The organism is Piscinibacterium candidicorallinum (genome assembly GCF_047549485.1).
Lineage (GTDB): Bacteria > Pseudomonadota > Gammaproteobacteria > Burkholderiales > Burkholderiaceae_C > Piscinibacterium > Piscinibacterium candidicorallinum.
Genome location: NZ_CP180191.1, coordinates 1,558,747 through 1,575,065, shown reverse-complemented (window position 1 = coordinate 1,575,065; position 16,319 = coordinate 1,558,747). Strand labels below are relative to the sequence as shown.

General features: G+C 66.6%; 18 protein-coding genes and 1 pseudogene. 11 read left to right on the top strand and 8 right to left on the bottom strand.

Features of this window, described 5'->3' with window-relative positions:
* Positions 1 to 59 precede the first annotated feature (59 nt).
* Positions 60 to 482: a PA2779 family protein gene (locus tag ACMDW7_RS07055; protein ID WP_377302023.1), complete on the top strand. Its 423-nt coding sequence runs from the start codon at positions 60 to 62 to the stop codon at positions 480 to 482.
* Positions 483 to 598: 116 nt separating this feature from the next.
* On the top strand, positions 599 to 1,498 hold the full coding sequence (locus ACMDW7_RS07050; RefSeq protein WP_377302025.1) for a PA2778 family cysteine peptidase: 900 nt from the start codon (positions 599 to 601) through the stop codon (positions 1,496 to 1,498).
* A gap of 34 nt (positions 1,499 to 1,532) precedes the next feature.
* On the opposite strand, the gene ACMDW7_RS07045 is transcribed toward ACMDW7_RS07050, so the two are convergent.
* Together ACMDW7_RS07045 and ACMDW7_RS07040 are read right to left on the bottom strand one after the other, a co-directional pair.
* Positions 1,533 to 1,946: a DUF4844 domain-containing protein gene (locus tag ACMDW7_RS07045; protein WP_377302027.1), complete on the bottom strand. Its 414-nt coding sequence runs from the start codon at positions 1,944 to 1,946 to the stop codon at positions 1,533 to 1,535.
* Positions 1,943 to 2,428, bottom strand: a complete 486-nt coding sequence (locus ACMDW7_RS07040; RefSeq protein ID WP_377302029.1) for a hypothetical protein — start codon at positions 2,426 to 2,428, stop codon at positions 1,943 to 1,945. The genes ACMDW7_RS07045 and ACMDW7_RS07040 overlap by 4 nt, the downstream gene beginning before the upstream one ends.
* Before the next feature lie 181 nt (positions 2,429 to 2,609).
* On the opposite strand from ACMDW7_RS07040, the gene rsxB reads away from it, so the two are divergent.
* The 4 genes and pseudogenes from rsxB to ACMDW7_RS07020 all read left to right on the top strand — a co-directional run bounded on the left by rsxB (position 2,610) and on the right by ACMDW7_RS07020 (position 7,334).
* On the top strand, positions 2,610 to 3,284 hold the full coding sequence (gene rsxB / locus ACMDW7_RS07035) for an electron transport complex subunit RsxB (RefSeq protein WP_377302031.1): 675 nt from the start codon (positions 2,610 to 2,612) through the stop codon (positions 3,282 to 3,284).
* A 295-nt stretch (positions 3,285 to 3,579) separates the two neighbouring features.
* Positions 3,580 to 4,218, top strand: a pseudogene (gene nth, locus ACMDW7_RS07030) (endonuclease III); the annotation flags it as partial.
* Positions 4,219 to 4,691: 473 nt separating this feature from the next.
* Positions 4,692 to 5,312, top strand: a complete 621-nt coding sequence (locus ACMDW7_RS07025) for a TMEM165/GDT1 family protein (RefSeq protein ID WP_377302033.1) — start codon at positions 4,692 to 4,694, stop codon at positions 5,310 to 5,312.
* 249 nt (positions 5,313 to 5,561) lie between these two features.
* A complete protein-coding gene (locus ACMDW7_RS07020; RefSeq protein ID WP_377302035.1) occupies positions 5,562 to 7,334 on the top strand; it encodes a sensor domain-containing diguanylate cyclase in 1,773 nt (590 codons plus the stop codon).
* Positions 7,335 to 7,413: 79 nt separating this feature from the next.
* On the opposite strand, the gene ACMDW7_RS07015 is transcribed toward ACMDW7_RS07020, so the two are convergent.
* The 4 genes from ACMDW7_RS07015 to icd all read right to left on the bottom strand — a co-directional run bounded on the left by ACMDW7_RS07015 (position 7,414) and on the right by icd (position 11,804).
* Complete coding sequence (locus ACMDW7_RS07015) at positions 7,414 to 7,770, bottom strand: nuclear transport factor 2 family protein (protein ID WP_377302037.1); 357 nt, start codon at positions 7,768 to 7,770, stop codon at positions 7,414 to 7,416.
* Positions 7,771 to 7,882: 112 nt separating this feature from the next.
* Positions 7,883 to 9,448, bottom strand: a complete 1,566-nt coding sequence (locus ACMDW7_RS07010; protein WP_377302039.1) for a hypothetical protein — start codon at positions 9,446 to 9,448, stop codon at positions 7,883 to 7,885.
* A 503-nt stretch (positions 9,449 to 9,951) separates the two neighbouring features.
* Positions 9,952 to 10,422, bottom strand: a complete 471-nt coding sequence (locus ACMDW7_RS07005; RefSeq protein ID WP_377302041.1) for a hypothetical protein — start codon at positions 10,420 to 10,422, stop codon at positions 9,952 to 9,954.
* Between the two features lie 128 nt (positions 10,423 to 10,550).
* A complete protein-coding gene (gene icd / locus ACMDW7_RS07000) occupies positions 10,551 to 11,804 on the bottom strand; it encodes an NADP-dependent isocitrate dehydrogenase (protein WP_377302043.1) in 1,254 nt (417 codons plus the stop codon).
* A 445-nt stretch (positions 11,805 to 12,249) separates the two neighbouring features.
* On the opposite strand from icd, the gene ACMDW7_RS06995 reads away from it, so the two are divergent.
* On the top strand, positions 12,250 to 12,606 hold the full coding sequence (locus ACMDW7_RS06995; RefSeq protein ID WP_377302578.1) for an FKBP-type peptidyl-prolyl cis-trans isomerase: 357 nt from the start codon (positions 12,250 to 12,252) through the stop codon (positions 12,604 to 12,606).
* A 67-nt stretch (positions 12,607 to 12,673) separates the two neighbouring features.
* Positions 12,674 to 13,117 carry a DUF1841 family protein gene (locus tag ACMDW7_RS06990; protein WP_377302044.1) on the top strand — a complete coding sequence of 148 codons (444 nt, stop codon included), beginning with the start codon at positions 12,674 to 12,676 and terminating at the stop codon, positions 13,115 to 13,117.
* A gap of 87 nt (positions 13,118 to 13,204) precedes the next feature.
* Here ACMDW7_RS06990 and ACMDW7_RS06985 read toward each other — a convergent pair whose 3' ends face one another.
* Both ACMDW7_RS06985 and ACMDW7_RS06980 read right to left on the bottom strand, forming a co-directional pair.
* Complete coding sequence (locus ACMDW7_RS06985) at positions 13,205 to 13,600, bottom strand: c-type cytochrome (RefSeq protein WP_377302046.1); 396 nt, start codon at positions 13,598 to 13,600, stop codon at positions 13,205 to 13,207.
* Between the two features lie 11 nt (positions 13,601 to 13,611).
* Positions 13,612 to 14,007 (bottom strand): c-type cytochrome, encoded by a 396-nt coding sequence (locus ACMDW7_RS06980; protein ID WP_377302048.1) that lies wholly within the window; start codon positions 14,005 to 14,007, stop codon positions 13,612 to 13,614.
* A gap of 380 nt (positions 14,008 to 14,387) precedes the next feature.
* Between ACMDW7_RS06980 and ACMDW7_RS06975 the strand changes: the two genes are divergently transcribed.
* From ACMDW7_RS06975 to ACMDW7_RS06965, 3 genes are all read left to right on the top strand, one after another.
* The gene (locus tag ACMDW7_RS06975) at positions 14,388 to 15,257 is read left to right on the top strand and encodes an AAA family ATPase (protein WP_377302050.1); all 870 of its coding nucleotides are present in this window, start codon (positions 14,388 to 14,390) and stop codon (positions 15,255 to 15,257) included.
* Between the two features lie 5 nt (positions 15,258 to 15,262).
* Positions 15,263 to 15,616 (top strand): VOC family protein, encoded by a 354-nt coding sequence (locus ACMDW7_RS06970; protein WP_377302052.1) that lies wholly within the window; start codon positions 15,263 to 15,265, stop codon positions 15,614 to 15,616.
* Positions 15,617 to 15,708: 92 nt separating this feature from the next.
* Positions 15,709 to 16,308 (top strand): GNAT family N-acetyltransferase, encoded by a 600-nt coding sequence (locus ACMDW7_RS06965; RefSeq protein WP_377302054.1) that lies wholly within the window; start codon positions 15,709 to 15,711, stop codon positions 16,306 to 16,308.
* Positions 16,309 to 16,319: the final 11 nt, after the last annotated feature.

Sequence of the window (16,319 nt, the reverse complement as noted above, 5' to 3'; positions counted from 1 at the left end):
GCTGTTGCCGGATCGGACGCGTTGCATCCGACCGGCCAGCCACAACACTGGAGATACAGATGCACGCTGCCCTCGTTCGTACCGTTGCCGCCTTCACCGTCACCTGCGTGCTGGGCACCAGCCTGCCGATGGCAGCCTTCGCTCAAGCCGCACAAGCCCCAGCCACGGCAGGCATCATCGATACCGAATCCGTGGCCGCCAGCCAGGCCACCCTGGCCCAGCGCGAGCACCTGAAGAGCCTGCTGGCCCGCGACGAAGTACGCGCCGCTCTCACCCAGCGCGGTGTGGATATCGGCCAGGTGCAGGCCCGTGTGGGCGCCCTGACCGACGACGAAGCCGCCCGCATTGCCGCGCAGATCGACCAGATGCCCGCCGGCGCATCGGACATCCTGGGTGTGCTCTTCACCGTCTTCATCATCCTGCTGGTGACGGACATCCTCGGCCTGACCAAGGTGTTCCCGTTCACGCGATCGGTCCGTTGATCCGCGGCGACCTGTCCATCGCGCCCGACCGGCAAGGTCGGGCGTTTTGCTTTCTGCCCGGTCGGCTTGGTCGGGTGATATGTTTTGCAGGGCGGCGCCGCACGCTCGCCCTGCTCTTGGCCGCCCCCCTGCTGCTCGCCGCCTGCGCCGCGCCGCAGACCAGCCGCCTGTTGTCAGAAGGCGCGGCACCGGCGCCGGGGCAGATTGCGCAGGTGCCCTTCATCCCTCAGGCCGAACTCCAATGCGGCCCCGCGGCCACGGCGATGGTGCTGCAGTTCCACGGCAAGGCTGTCACGGCAGAGGCACTCGCGCCGCAGATGATGCTGCCCGCCGCCGGGGGCAGCCTGCAGATCGAGCTGCAAGCGGCCGCCCGCCGCGCCGGCATGCTCGCCACCCTGCTGCCGCCCCGGCTGCCTGCGTTGCTCGATGAAGTGGCGGCCGGCCAGCCCGTGATCGTGCTGCAGAACCTCTCTCTGCCCGCCCTGCCCCGCTGGCACTACGCCGTGGTCATCGGGCACAACGCCGCCCGGCGCGAGATCACCCTGCACTCCGGCACCACGCCCAACCTGATCATGAAGCTCGACACTTTCGAGCACACCTGGGCGCGCAGTGGCTACTGGGCCCTGGCCATCACCCCGCCCGGCCAGCTGCCGCGCACCGCCACGCAGGAGCAAGCCGGCTTGGCCGCATCCGCGCTGGAACGCACAGACGCCCAGGCCGCCGCCACCGCCTACCGCGCCCTGCTCGCGCGCTGGCCCGACGACCTCGTGGCCCTCATGGGCCTGGGCAACCTCGCCTGGAAATCAGGCGACCGCGCCGCTGCCGCCGAACACTGGCAACGCGCCACCACCGCCCACCCCAAGGCGGCGGATGCGTGGAACAACCTCGCGCAGGCGCGGCTGGCGTTGGGGGATCGGGCGGGGGCGCTGTTGGCAGCGCGCAAGGCGGTTGAGATTGGCGGGGCGCGCAGTGGGGTGTATGCGGCGACGTTGGGGCGGGTTGCGGGAACACGCTGATGAGCGCGACTGCTGCGCCTTCTGGTTGTCGGGGCTACCAAAAGATCATGTACTTGCGAAATGCGCCGCGATCATTCGGGATACCCAAAATCCTGAATATCGTTTCGATGTAGTTGAGGCAACGCTCCCGCGCCTCCGTGTCCTCCAAGTGAAAGGCCTTCACCGTTGGGTCCATCTGTGCCAGCACCCAAGCATCTGTCGGATTTGCCTGCACGCCAGCAATCAAACGGTCGATCAATTGATTGATTAGCGGTTCAAGTCTGCGGCGCTCCTCTACCGCGGGCGCGCCAGGCAAGTCGAGGAATTTGGGCTCGGCGCGCAGCGCCTTTAGATCAGCCATTGTTCGAGCATCGATCCGCAATGGCTTCGGACCTTCAGGAAATGCCGCGAGGGCGGTCACCAAGCCCGCAGCCGAGACCGATGCGATGAGGACGCCACGGCGATTCATCGTGCTTTCAGATTTGTAGAAACGTGGTTTGCGCTTTCGGCTGTCGACCGTACCGATATGACGGTTCCCTGCCGATGGGCTCTGAGCACTCCCAGTGCCAAATACCCCAAAGAGTGGCCCGTTCCGGGCAGAAACTCCTCAATCGAAGTGGAGTCGGTGACATCGTCGACACGCGCTTGCTCGACACGACCACTGCCTTCGAGCGATCGCTTGCCGAACGTCTCGTCCACCACAAACTTGTAGAACCGCTCATCGCCAGCTAGCCACATCCCGTAGTGCACCCAGCAGCCCTGATCTGGGACAGACCGCAACTCCACGAGTATCCCGTCTCGCGGATCAAGCGATTGGGAAGCGAGCGTCGCACGAAGCCATTCAAAGCGCTCTGGGTGCTGGGCGTACTCGCGCGCGGTGTCGAGGATCTGATCGCGCCGGTCCTGAACTTGAGCTTGAACGTTCTTCTGACGACGGATGTTTGGGGGCACTGGAGCTCTCTCTGCTTGCTGTCGCCGACTATAAGGCTGCTCATATTGGGCCGAGTCAGTCAGCACGCACGCTTCCCGCTTGTCCCATGCGGTTCTCCAGCCACTTTCCCCTGAAGACCCGCTCCCAGAGCCAATCTCACCTGCGCAATCCGGGCACTGCCGCCCTTCTAAACTTGAACGCATGCGCGCCCTCGCCGACCAGATCCACGACGTCCTGCCCATGACCCAGTGCACCAAGTGCGGGTACACGGGCTGTCGGCCCTATGCCGAGGCGATTGCGGCGGGGCAGGCGCAGATCAATCAGTGCCCGCCGGGCGGTGCGGCGGGGATTGAGAAGCTGGCGGCGGTGACGGGGTTTCCGGTGTTGCCGCTGAATCCTGCCAATGGCGTCGAAGGCCCGCGGCGCATTGCAGTGATTGATGAGGCGCGCTGCATTGGCTGCACGCTATGTATCCAGGCCTGCCCGGTGGATGCGATCGTGGGCGCGCCGAAGTGGATGCATGGCGTGATTGATGCGCTGTGCACGGGCTGCGATCTCTGCGTAGCGCCCTGCCCGGTGGACTGCATCAGCATGGAAGAAAAGCCGGGGCTGACGGGTTGGACGGACCACGACGCCGCCCAGGCCCTGCACCGCTACGAGAGCCGCAACGCCCGCCTGATCCGCGAGCGCGCGGAAAACGACGAGCGCCTGGCCGCCAAGGCCCAGGACAAGCTCGCGCACCTGGCCGAACTGACGAAGACGGAAGGCGTGGCCGACCCCGCCGCCGAACTGGCGCGCAAGCGCAGCGCCATCGAAGCGGCGCTGGCCCGGGCGCGGGAGCGGCGGCAGGCGGGCGGCACTGGCGCGAAGGCCTAGCTCGCCCTGGCCGCGGCGCGCCGAGGTGCGGCGGCGCCAACGCCGACCGTGATCGCAGCACGTAGCTCCACACGCCACCGCCCTGCGCAGGCCCCCCTGAACCCGCGCACCAGGAGCGCGTCTTCAGGGCATCTGGCTGGAAAGCCGCACCAGACAAGCGGGTTCAGGCCATCGGCTTGTGAAGTCTTCACCCCGCGGCGCGCGGTCAGCCTGCGCACTGGCGCGCCGGCCGCTCCGCGACGATCCGCCCCGCTCGGCCCGGGATGCGCTGCAGCGCTCTGGGACAATCTCGCCCATGAAACCCGCCGTCGTTGCCGAACTCTTCACCCGCTTTCGCGCCGCCAACCCCAAGCCCACCACCGAGCTGGAATACAGCAGCCCCTTCGAGCTGCTCATTGCGGTACTGCTCTCCGCCCAGGCCACGGACGTGGGCGTGAACAAGGCCACGCGCAAGCTGTTTCCGGTGGCGCGCACGCCGCAGGCCATGTACGCACTGGGCGTGGAGGGGCTGACCGAGTACGTGAAGACCATCGGCCTGTATCGCAACAAGGCCAAGAACGCGATCGAGACCTGTCGCATCCTGATCGAGCAGCACGGCGGCCAGGTGCCGCGTGACCGCGAGGCGCTCGAGGCCCTGCCCGGCGTGGGCCGCAAGACGGCCAACGTGGTGCTGAACACCGCCTTTGGCGAGCCCACCATCGCCGTGGATACGCACATCTTCCGCGTGAGCAACCGCCTGGGCCTGGCGCCCGGCAAGAACGTGGACGTGGTGGAGCAGAAGCTGCTGAAGGTCGTGCCCGCGGAGTACAAGCTGGATGCCCACCACTGGCTGATCCTGCACGGCCGCTATGTGTGCAAGGCCCTCAAGCCCGAATGCTGGCGCTGCCCCGTGAGCGACCTGTGCACCTACAAGCCCAAAACGCCTGACCCGGAGGCCGTCGCAGAGGCCAAGCCCGCCCGCAAGCCCGTGGCGCAGAAGATCGCCGAAGCCATGCAGCCCAGCGCCCGGAAAACGCGATCTGGATCAAGTACTGGCGCGGCTGTTCAGACCAAAATGGCTGGAGAAGTCCACAGGACAAGCGGAAAGACTGCCAAGAAAGCCGTGAAGAAGGGTCTGCAGAAGGCCCCACCGCCACCGGCAGGCGCCAAAACCGCCTCCGCACCCGCCAAGACGCCAAAACGCAGATCCACCACTGGCGCGGCTTCCCAGACCAAAATGCCCGAAGAGCCGCGCGGGACAAGCGGAAAGCCTGCCAGGGTGCCTGCAAAAGCCCTGCCCCTCAAGTCCACGCCCACCAAAGTCACAGCCACCACCAAAACCGCCGCCACAAGCCGCGCAGCCAAAGCCCCCACAAAACGCGCCGCTGCCACCCGCAAGCGTGGCTGATCGCTTCACCCCCAAGCCCAGTGACCTCTCCAATCACCGAACCTGCACTGGCCGGCGCTGCCGCCAGCTTCATCACCGCCGCCACCACCATCTTTGTGGCCGAGCTGGGCGACAAGACCCAGCTCTTTGCCATGGCCCTGGCCGCACGCACCCACCGCCCCTGGACGGTGCTGGCCGGCGTTGGCCTGGGTGCGCTGGTGCTGATGGTGCCCGCTGCCTGGCTGGGGGCGGCGGCGGCCAATCTGATCGACCCCGCGCTCACCCGCTACATCTCCGCCGCGCTGTTCTTTGCCTTCGGTGCCTGGCTGTTCCTGCGCGGGGCGGACGACGAAGACGAGGACCCGGACGCCGCCGCCAAGCTGCGCGCCGCCACGGCCTGGGCTGTGTTCACCAGTGCCGCCGTGGGCTTTGCGCTGGCGGAGCTGGGCGACAAGAGCCAGATCGCCGTGGTGCTGCTGGGCACGCGCACGGACCACGTGTGGGCGGTGATCGGCGGGGCGTGGATGGGCGAGATGCTGGCCATCGCGCCGGCGGCGCTGCTGGGCCGAGCCATTGCCGCGCGTGTCTCCGCCAAGACCATCGGCAAGCTGGCCGCACTGCTGTTTGTCGGCCTGGGCGTGGCCACGCTGCTGGGCTGGTAGGCACGCAGGCGGAATGCGTCTCCACAGACTTGGGGGCGCTGCAGAACGGCTGTGGCCGAACGTCCCGGGCGGCGGTCCGGGAACCCGTGCTGCAACGCACTACCATGCAGGCCTGTTCTCCTAATCCGTTCGCGCTTGCGATGTCGCACCACGCCTGACGATGGGCGGTCCACGGTGCCTTTGGGGCGATCCACGCGGCTGCGCTGCAATGACCGCACCGCCCGCGAGAAGATTGCCACCCCGTTCTGAATGCGTCTGAGCCGTCTGTTCCTGCTGTTTACCGGCATCCTGCTGAGCCTGGTGCTGCTCATGGCGGCGCGCTCCGTGGTGCAGGACTGGCGTCTCGTGCGCTCTGCCGAGGCCGGGCTGGCCGCGATGCAGCTCACCAACCTCGCCATGCAGGTGGCCGAGAAAGCCTCGGCCGAGCGCGGCCCCACCATCCCCGTGCTCAATGACCGCGTGCCGCCAGACCCTGCGCGGCGCGAGCGCCTGAACCAGGCCCGGCAAGTCACCGATGATGCCTTCACCCGCGCCTTCGAGGCCCTGCACGCCGATCCCGATTCGGCACCCACCGGGGCCGCCGAGCTGCTGGACCGCGCGCGTCTGGAGCTGGTGCGCGCGCGCGCCAACGTGGACCGCGTGGCGCAACTGCCCGAAATCGACCGCACCGCGCCCGGCAGCCGCCTCACTCGCGAGCCCATCGACCAGATGTTTGCCGTGATCGATACGGTGTTCAGCGCCGTGACCCTGCTCTCCGGCGCGGCCGAGCGCGCCCACCCCGATCTGGCGATGCCCCTGGTGGCCGCGCGCTACAGCGCCGAACTGCGCGAGAACGCCGGCCGCCTGGGCTCGCAGTTCACCAGTGCCCTGGCCACGCAGCGCCCGCTGGGCGAGCGCGAGCGGCGCGACATCCCACTGCTCGAGGGCCGCATCCTGCAGCTTGCCCAGCTGCTGGATGTGCAGCTCAAGACCCACCGCATGGGCGAGGACCCCCGCATCCGCGCCGCCATGCTCGAGCTGAACACGCGCTACTTCGGCGCGGGCCTGCCCTTCATTGCCGACATGACCCAGCGTGGCCTGAGCAACGGCAACTACGGTCTGGAGTCCGGCGGCTTCGTGGCGCGCTATGTCCCGGAGATGCGCTCCATCGTGCAGCTGCGCGACACAACCTTTGCCGTGGCCCGCGAGGGTGCGGAGCGCGCCGTGGCCGAGGCGCGGCAACGCATGTGGATCAACCTGGCGCTGGCCGGCCTGATCCTGCTGGTGGAACTGGCCGTGCTGTTCACCATCCGCCTCTGGGTGATCCGCCCGCTGCTGTCGAGCACGCATGCCATCCGCCGCGTGCTGCGTGGCGAGTCGGTGCGCCGCCTGCCCGCGGTGCGCCGCACCGACGAGCTGGGCGACCTGCAGCGCGCCGTGGCCGAGGTGCAGGCCTTGAGCGAGCAGCAGCAGCGGGCCACCCAGGAGCGCAGCGCGCTGATCCGCGAGCTGCAGCACGCCTCCACCTCCGACCCGCTCACCGGCCTGGCCAACCGCCGCGCCTTTGACGAGCGCGGCACCCATTTGCTGGCGCAAGCACGGCGCCACAACTGGCAGATTGCGCTGGTGCTGTTCGACTGCGACCACTTCAAGGCCATCAATGACCGCTTTGGCCATGCGGTGGGTGATGCCGTGCTGACGCAACTGGCGCAGATCGCGCTGACGGAATTCCGCCAGTCGGACCTGCTGGCCCGCTATGGCGGCGAGGAGTTCATCGCCCTGGCCTCAGACCTGGGCCCCGAGTCGGCCGATGTGATGGCCGAGCGCGTGCGTGCCGCGATCGAGCAGACCATCTTCCGTGCCCCGGACGGCCTGCCGATGCGCATCACCGCCAGCTTTGGCGTGGCCGTGGCCGATGCTCAGGCCATCGAGCACGTGGACCAGCTCTTCGGCACAGCCGACAAGGCACTCTATGCAGCCAAGTCCGGCGGCCGCAACCGCGTGGTCGTGCGCGCCTGGACGCCGTCCAAGAAGTCAGGCTGAGCGGCGCTGAGCACGTCTCAGCGCCTGCGTTCGCGAGGCTCACGGCCCGGCGGCGGCTGCAGCCCGGGCAGGCAGCGCCTCAGTCCGGGTTCAGAAACCACACGGTCTTGATCAGGTTGCCCTGCACCTCATAGATCGCCGCAGCCTCGTAGGGCGCTTCGCGCACGCCGTGGATGCGCTCGTGGTCGATCACCTTGTTGCCCATCACCATGCGATTCACCAGCTCGGCGTGCAAGGTGGGAATGTTGAATCGATGCTTTGAGTAGTGCTCCGCCATGGCCGCGCGGCCGGTCATCACGGGCTCGGTGCCCGGCAGGCGGAAGATCTGCACATCTTCGGTGTAGCACGCCACAAAGGCCTGCACGTCATGCGCGTTGTAGGCGTCCAGCTGGGCCTGGACGGGGCGTTCTGAAGGCAGGTCGGTCGTAAGCGGCATGGCGTGGCATCAGGGGGACAGACTGGGTACCGCAGCAGGTGCTGCGCACGAGCGCGCATCTTGCGGCCCGCGCACCGGATGAAGCAAGCCCGCGGCGCGCACTCGGCGCGGTTCAGCGCCCCAGCACGCCGCGCAGGATGTCCACTGCCGAGGGCTTCTTCTGCTCCTGCTGCTGGCCCTCCTGCGCGCGGCGCATGCCCGGGTCCATGCCGAGCATGCTCATGAAGGTGCTCTTGGTGCGCACGCGGGCGGCCCATTGCGGCTCCCAGGGCACCTTCACGTCGGTGGGGCGCGGCGGAAAGGCGGTGTTGAACTCGGGGCCGAAGGCGATCATGCGCAACATGCCCTGTGCACCATCGAAGATGCCACGCGGGATGGTGCAGCTGGTGCTGCCGGCCGGGAGCAGCACCTTCTCCTTGAGCCATTTGTCCAGATCGCCCTGGCGCTGGTAGTCCTGCAGGCCCCAGCCCATGTCCGGCTGTTCACTCGAAGTCCAGAGAATGACTTCTGCACCCTCATCGCCACCTCCTCCGGGCATGCCCGGCATGCCGCCGCCGCGGCTCCCGCCCTTGCCCCCGAACGCGCTGAGGAAGTAGGCGCGGGCGACTTCGATGTTGTTCCAGTTCAGCACCGTGGCGCCGCCGTTGTTGCCCTGCTCCATGCGGATGGCGGGCATGAAGTCGTTGGCGGGCGGCAGGTTGAAGCGAAAGCCGTCCACGATGCCCTGGCCGGTGAAGGCGTTCTCACCGGCGAGCTGGGCGCCGGTGGGCACCTTGCGGCTGTCCGGCTTGCTGGGCCAGCTGGGAAAGCCGGGCTGGCTTCGCGGGCCGGCGGGTGTGTTGCCGCGCATGACCATGATGCGCTGCACGTCCTGCGGGTTCATGGTGGCGAAGTCGAGTACGCGCGGCTGGCCGGCGCGGATGGCTTCACCGCAGCCCCAATAGAGCATGAGCTTGCCCTTGGGCTTCTGGTATTCCGGCTCGCGGGTGTCTTCCTCGCGCGGGGCGGGCGGCGCGGGTTCAGTGCTGGTGGGCTGCGGCGCCTGCAGGGCCAGGGTGTTACCCAGACGCATGCCGGCGGGGATGGCCTGGGTGGCGTCGGTCAGACCGGGGTTGGTGCGGGTGTAGACGGACACATCCATCCATTGCCCCGGCGCCATGGTCATGCGGGTCTGGCCGAAGACGTTGCCACCGTCCTTGTTTTCGCCGCCCTTGCCACGGCCGAAGATGCTGCCCAGGCTGGGCATGCCGCCACCGCCCATCATGGAGCCCATCATGCCCATGCCGGGAATGTCGCTGGCATGCGTGGCCAGGTCGATCCAGGCCTGCGACACCGGCGGGCGCACCACCTGCTGGGCGCGCTGCTGCGCCAAGGCCGGGCTGGCGGCCAGGGCGCATAGCGCGACGCAACCAGCGGCAAGCAGCCGCGTGTGGGTGATGTGGGTGGCGGTGAGCTTGAGAGGCGGATCAGCCCGGCCGGGCTTGCGCGGGCCCGGCTGGGTGGCAGGGTGGATGGCGAGCTCATCGGCCCCAAGACCCAGACCGGACGGCTGGCTGACCGGGAGAAGCCTCGGGGGCGTGGTGCCACCAGCTTGCGGATCGCCGCTCGGGTGTTGAGGCGGCGATCCCGCCGGGTGCGTGTGTGCAGAGTGCACGACTGCCGATTGCGTGTGCGCCATGAAGCCTCCCAGAAGCACGTTGCGATCCCCAGCGACGGTGTACTGCCGTGCTGCGGCGCCGGCCATCCCGCGAAGATGGGCAGGCGCTCAGTCCTACCGTAAACAGTGCAGCGTTATGAGAGCGTTATTGGGGTGCGCCTGGGCGGGCAGCCGCAACGCAAGCGCGTGGCGCGGCTTGGGCTGGACAGCGTGCAGGCGTGGCAGGGGTGCGGGGCGTGGGGTGCGGCGCCGGGGCAAATGCTGCGCAGTCTGGCGGCTGAGTGCTTGCGCATCGCGTGGGTGCCCGCCACAACATGCGAGAGAACATCAATCAGGTGCTCAGCCACTGAGCCGCCGAACTGCAGACGAGGGCTGGAAGAGGCTTCAGCAGCCGAGAACCAGTCATTCTGGCCGAAATCAATACTTATTGGCGTGTTTTCTCATCAGAGCTGGCTGAAGAGCAGCCAGGGAAAAGCGGATACCGCCCGACCGCCATTCCCTAGATATGTTGGCCGAAATTGTATTCAGCGCAGATCGCCGGGCCAGGTGCGGCCAGCGCTGCGCAGGGTGCGCGGCAGCCCGAAGGCGCTGCCAGCGCTGCTGGCCTGCATCTCATCGAGCCAGGCCTTCAGCGCCACCAGCTCAAACAGCACATCCATGCTGAACGTGCGCTGGCCGGTGCCCTGATCGAGGATCAGCCCGTCCAGATAGCGCATGGCCGCCAGCGGTTCCGGCCACAGCCAGGCCAGGCGGTTGGCAATCGACGCATGCTCGATGGCCGTGAACTCCGGGCTCAGGTAGTCCGGCAAGCGGTCAAACCAGCGGCAGGTCTCCGGTAGCAGCTCCTCGATCTCGCGCTGCGTGCCCACGTGGCTCGCACCGTAGCCCGTGGCCGTGCCTGCATGCAGATGCCGCAGTTCCTCACGCAGGGTGTCCACACAGACGGGCGTGTATTCAATGGCTTGGGCAGCCAGCGGGTTGGCACGATGCTTCACGAGACCTCCAGGGGAATGCCTCGCTTTCGGCCCCGCCGTGATGACGCTTTAGCGACAAACAAAAAAGCCGCCCCAGGGGGCGGCTTTTCTGCGGATTGCTATGTCTGCAGTCAGGCTGCAGACCTGAATCACATGTGGTCGATCATCACCTGACCGAAGCCCGAGCAGCTCACCTGCGTCGCACCTTCCATGAGGCGGGCGAAGTCGTAGGTGACCTTCTTGGACAGGATGGACTTCTCCATGCTTTCGATGATCTTGTCCGCAGCCTCGGTCCAGCCCATGTGGCGCAGCATCATCTCGGCGGAGAGGATCTCGGAACCGGGGTTCACGTAGTCCTTGCCGGCGTACTTGGGTGCGGTGCCGTGGGTGGCCTCGAACATGGCCACGCTGTCCGAGAGGTTGGCGCCCGGAGCGATGCCGATGCCGCCGACCTGTGCGGCCAGGGCGTCGGAGATGTAGTCGCCGTTCAGGTTCAGCGTGGCGATCACGCTGTACTCGGCCGGGCGCAGGATGATCTGCTGCAGGAAGGCGTCGGCGATGCTGTCCTTGATGACGATGTCACGACCAGTCTTGGGATTCTTGAACTTGCACCACGGGCCGCCGTCGATGAGCTCGGCACCGAACTCGCGCTGCGCCAGGGCGTAGCCCCAGTCGCGGAAGCCGCCTTCGGTGAACTTCATGATGTTGCCCTTGTGCACGAGGGTCACGCTGGGCTTGTCGTTGTCGACGGCGTACTGGATGGCTTTGCGCACGAGGCGCTCGGTGCCTTCCTTGGAGACGGGCTTGATACCGATGCCCGAGGTGTTCGGGAAGCGGATCTTCTTGACGCCCATTTCCTTGACGAGGAAGTCGATGACCTTCTTGGCCTTGTCGCTCTCGGCTTCGTACTCGATGCCGGCGTAGATGTCTTCGCTGTTCTCACGGAAGATCACCATGTCGACTTTGTGCGGTTCCTTGACGGGGCTGGGCACGCCGTCGAAGTACTGCACCGGGCGCAGACAGACGTAGAGGTCGAGCTCCTGGCGCAGGGCCACGTTCAGGGAGCGGATGCCGCCGCCCACGGGCGTGGTCAGCGGGCCCTTGATGGAGACGACGTAGTCCTTGAGGACCTGCAGGGTCTCTTCGGGCAGCCAGACATCCGGGCCGTAGACCTTGGTGGACTTCTCGCCAGCGTAGATCTCCATCCAGTGGATCTTGCGCTTGCCGCCGTAGACCTTGGCCACGGCTGCGTCCACCACCTTGATCATCACCGGCGTGATGTCGAAGCCCGTGCCGTCACCCTCGATGTAGGGAATGATGGGGTTGTCGGGCACGTTGAGGGAGAAGTCCGCATTCACGGTGATCTTCTGGCCGCCGGCGGGAACCTTGATGTGCTGGTACATGGTGGAACGCTTCCTTGTTGGCGCGACTGGTGGAGTCGGTAAGCACGCCGGGCGTTGCACCTGGCGTGGATTGCTCGAGCGAAATGCGGCACAAACCGGTCACCTCTCTGGGCTCCTCGACCGGACCTGCGCCGCAGGTCTTATATAAGAGTTGGATTATGGCCCAATCCGGTTGCCGATGCTACTGCGGGTACATTGCGCGCCATCAGGTTTGCGCATCTGCCGTGGCTGAATTCGGATCGCCCGACGCAGCACACGCCCAAGCGCAGGCCTTCAATCACCAAGGACCGCCATGCACCCTGCACTGATCCGTCCCCTGATCGCCTCGGCCGCTCTCGCCGCAGTTGTGCTGACTGCCCATCCCGGCGCAGCACAGGCACAAACGAACACCACCCCCGGCAAGAGCGCACCTGCGCCCGCCACCAAGCCTACGGAGACCAAGAAGATGTCCAACACCCGCACCACCGAAAGCGGCCTGCAGATTGAAGACGTGGTCGTCGGCAACGGCGCCGAGGCCGTGCCCGGCACGCGCGTGACGGTGCACTACACCGGCTGGCTGCTGGAAAACGGCCAGCGCGGCAAGAAGTTCGACAGCTCGGTGGACCGCGGCCAGCCCTTCCAATTCCCGCTGGGCGCCGGTCGCGTGATCCGTGGCTGGGACGAAGGCGTGGCCGGCATGAAGGTCGGCGGCAAGCGCGTGCTCACGATCCCCGCTGCGCTGGGCTACGGCGAGCGCGGCGCCGGCGGCGTGATCCCGCCGGGCGCCACCCTGGTGTTTGAAGTGGAATTACTGGGCGTCTGAGTCCAGCCATGCTGCGGAGCGCTTGAACGCACTGAGGCGAACTTCAGGCCGGCCGCAGCTTCAACACATGTTCAATCCCACCAAGGATCAGGTCCGCGCGTTCTTTTGCGAGACCTGGCGCAAGCTGCAGGCGCGCGAAATTCTCACGCCGCTCGAAAACCTGGCCGCTCGCTGGATCACTGAACATCCGGAGTACCACAGCGATCTCGCTGATCTGCAGCAGGCCCAGAGCGCGGATTACTCGCCAGAGAGCGGCCGGACCAACCCCTTCCTGCATCTGTCCATGCACCTGTCCATCAGCGAACAGGTGCAGGCCGATCAGCCGCCGGGCATCCGCGCGGCATTCGACGGCCTGCTGGCCCGCATGCAGGACCCGCATGCAGCACAGCACGAGCTGATGGAGTGCCTGGGCGAGATGCTCTGGGCGGCACAGCGCAGCAACACTGCGCCGGACGGCGCCGCGTATGTCCGCAACGCGCGCCGCCGCGCGGGGCTGCCCGAGCTGAACTGAAGCCGCGGTCTGCCGGCCGCGAAAAGAAAAAAGCCGCAGCAGACGCAGCGGCTTTTCATTTCAGCGGCACGACGCCGGCTGACTGACTTACTTGTGCCTGTATGACAGCTGCGTGGGCAGGCTGGCCAGGTAGGCCGCAAGGTCTGCCAATTCCTTCCCGGTGAGCGGACGCTGCTTCTTGGTCTGCTCGTCGGTGATCATGGTCTGGCCGCCCATGATGGCGTTGTTGCGGGAGAGGGCCTGCGTGCGGTTGTTGGTCGCCGCGCGCTGGTACTGGCGCAGGGCGTTGAGCAGGTAGTCCTCGTGCTGACCGGCCAGCTTGGGGTAGCTGGGGTCGATCGGGCTGTTGTAGTCCGCGCCATGACAGGCGGCGCAGTTCATCTTCTTGGCCAGGGCTTCGCCGGCGACACGGTCGCCTGCAGCGGCGTTCAGGCTTGCAGCTGCGAGGGCAGCAATCAGCAGGGTCTTGATCATTGGGGTCATGGTCGAGCGCCTCACTTCTTCATGGACGCCCAGAAGGCGGCGAGGTCAAGCATGTCCTGGTCGGACAGGCTGGCGGCGATGGCGCGCATGGACTGGTGCGTGCGGTCACCCTTCTTGTACGCCTGAAGAGCGTTGTAGATGTACTTCTCGCTCTGGCCGGCGATCTTGGGCACCGTGTACTTCTCAGGGAAGGCCCACTTGTAGCCGGGGATGCCGTGGCAGCCGATGCACATCGAAACCTTGTCGCGCGCGGCGCCCAGGTCACCCTTGGGTTCAGCCTTGGCAGCGGGCGCAGCGGCCGGCGCCGGTGCAGCGGGCGCGGTCGTCGGCGTTTGGGCCATGGCTGCGCCAGCCAGGGCGGCCTGCACGGCCACGGCGACGATCAACGCTTGAGCATTGCGAATCATCGTTATCAGTCTTCCAGAACGAAGGGTTCCCCCCGAGGGGTAGGCATGCCTGCGGCGCGGCCCCGGTCCTGGCGGGCATCGTCGGCTCTGTTACGCGGCCCGCCTTGCACGGGCTGCGTCTGCGTGGCCACTTCAGGGCGGCCGAATCAAAGCCTCCCCACGCGCAAACGGCCGCAAGTGTAGCGGCTCGGCATCCCGGGCGTCGAACACAGCGGCGCGTCTGGCCGGGCTGCGCCGGTTCGGGTAGCGAGGCGCAAGAGCGACACAGTCCATTTGCTAACCTCGTGCGACAAAGTGCCCCGGCCCCGCGGGCGCTGAAACGGCGCCGCACAATGGCCTGTTCTCCAACGGGCCACCCGCCCTCCTCCCGACCGATTCCCATGACCGCATCCGCCCCCGCTACCGCGCCACGCTTTACCGGCGCGACCGGCTACGTCGCCACAGACGACCTCAAGCTCGCCGTCAATGCCGCGCTGACGCTCAAGCGCCCGCTGCTCATCAAGGGCGAGCCCGGCACTGGCAAGACCATGCTGGCCGAGGAAGTGGCGCGCGCGCTGGGCATGCCGCTGCTGCAGTGGCACATCAAGTCCACCACCAAGGCGCAGCAGGGCCTGTACGAGTACGACGCCGTGAACCGCCTGCGCGATGGCCAGCTGGGCGACGAGCGGGTCAAGGACATCGCCAACTACATCGTCAAGGGCGTGCTCTGGGAGGCCTTCGACAGCGACGTACCCTGCGTGCTGCTAATCGACGAGGTGGACAAGGCGGACATCGAGTTCCCCAACGACCTGCTGCGCGAGCTCGACCGCATGGAGTTCTACTGCTACGAGACGCAGCAGCTCGTGCGCGCCAAGCACCGCCCGCTGGTGATCATCACCAGCAACAACGAGAAGGAACTGCCCGACGCCTTCCTGCGCCGCTGCTTCTTCCACTACATCAAGTTCCCGGACAAGGAGACGATGCAGGCCATCGTCGACGTGCACTTCCCCGGCCTGAAGAAAGACATGCTGGCCAATGCGCTCAACACCTTCTACGGTGTGCGCGAACTGCCCGGTCTGAAGAAAAAGCCCTCCACCAGCGAGCTTCTGGACTGGCTCAAGCTGCTGCTGGCCGAGGACATTCCGCCGGACGTGCTCAAGAGCGACGACGAGAAGAAGGTCATTCCGCCGCTGGTGGGCGCCCTGCTCAAGAACGAGCAGGATCTGCACCTGTTCGAACGCCTGATCTTCATGGCGCGGCACAACCGCTGATGGTCATGCAGCTGGGCGCTGTCCGCATCTGGGTGAACGACCTGCCGCAGGCCGTACGCTTCTATCGAGATTTGCTTGGCTGGCACTTCGATTCCGGCGAGTCGAGTGAGTGGGCTGCGGTGTTTCGCGATTCCGCCATTGACGTGGTCGTCGAACCTGCGGGCGACGAGCCTGAGCTTGCGGGGCGATTCACCGGGCTGTCGTTCCGAGTGGAGGACATTGCGCAGGCGTACTCGACGCTGCGTTCCGCCGGCGTGGCGTTCTCCGAGGCGCCTGAACGTCAGTTCTGGGGCGGCATCACCGCAAGCTTTACGGACCCAAGCGGCAACCAGCTGCAGATCGTTGAGTATCCGAAGTAGCCGAACGAAGCCGCTTTCCGCTTGCCCCATGCGGGTTTCCAGCCATTTTGGCCTGAAGACCTGCGCCCAGAGCCAATCTTCATTTTCGAATCATGACCCAGGCCTTCATTCAACCCGTGACGCTCACTGAAAACGGCGTGCAACTCGAACCGCTCGGTCTGGAGCATGAAGAGAGCCTGCGGACCGCGGCCGCCGACGGCGAACTCTGGCGCCTGCGCGTCACCTCCGTGCCTGAACCGGAGCACACCCGTGCCTACATCGAGACCGCACTCAGGATGCGCGCCGAGGGCAGTCGCTTTGCCTTTGCCGTGCGCGACCTGAGTACCGATCGCATCGTGGGCAGCACCAGCTACCACGACATCCTGCCTGCATTGCAGCGCGTGGAGATTGGCTACACCTGGTATGCCCAGTCCGTGCAGCGCACGCACGTGAACACCACCTGCAAGCTGCTGATGATGCGCCACGCCTTCGAGACCCTGAACTGCCGCGTGGTGGGCTGGCGCACCGACAACTTCAACTTCGCCAGCCAGCGCGCCATCGAGCGCCTCGGTGCGAAGAAGGACGGCGTGATCCGCGGCCACGCCCTGCGCCGCGACGGCACCATCCGCGATACGGTCATGTACAGCATGACCGCCGGCGAGTGGCCCGAAGCCAAAGCGCAGCTGCTCTACCTTCTCAACCGGCCGCGTTGATCCGCGCACAC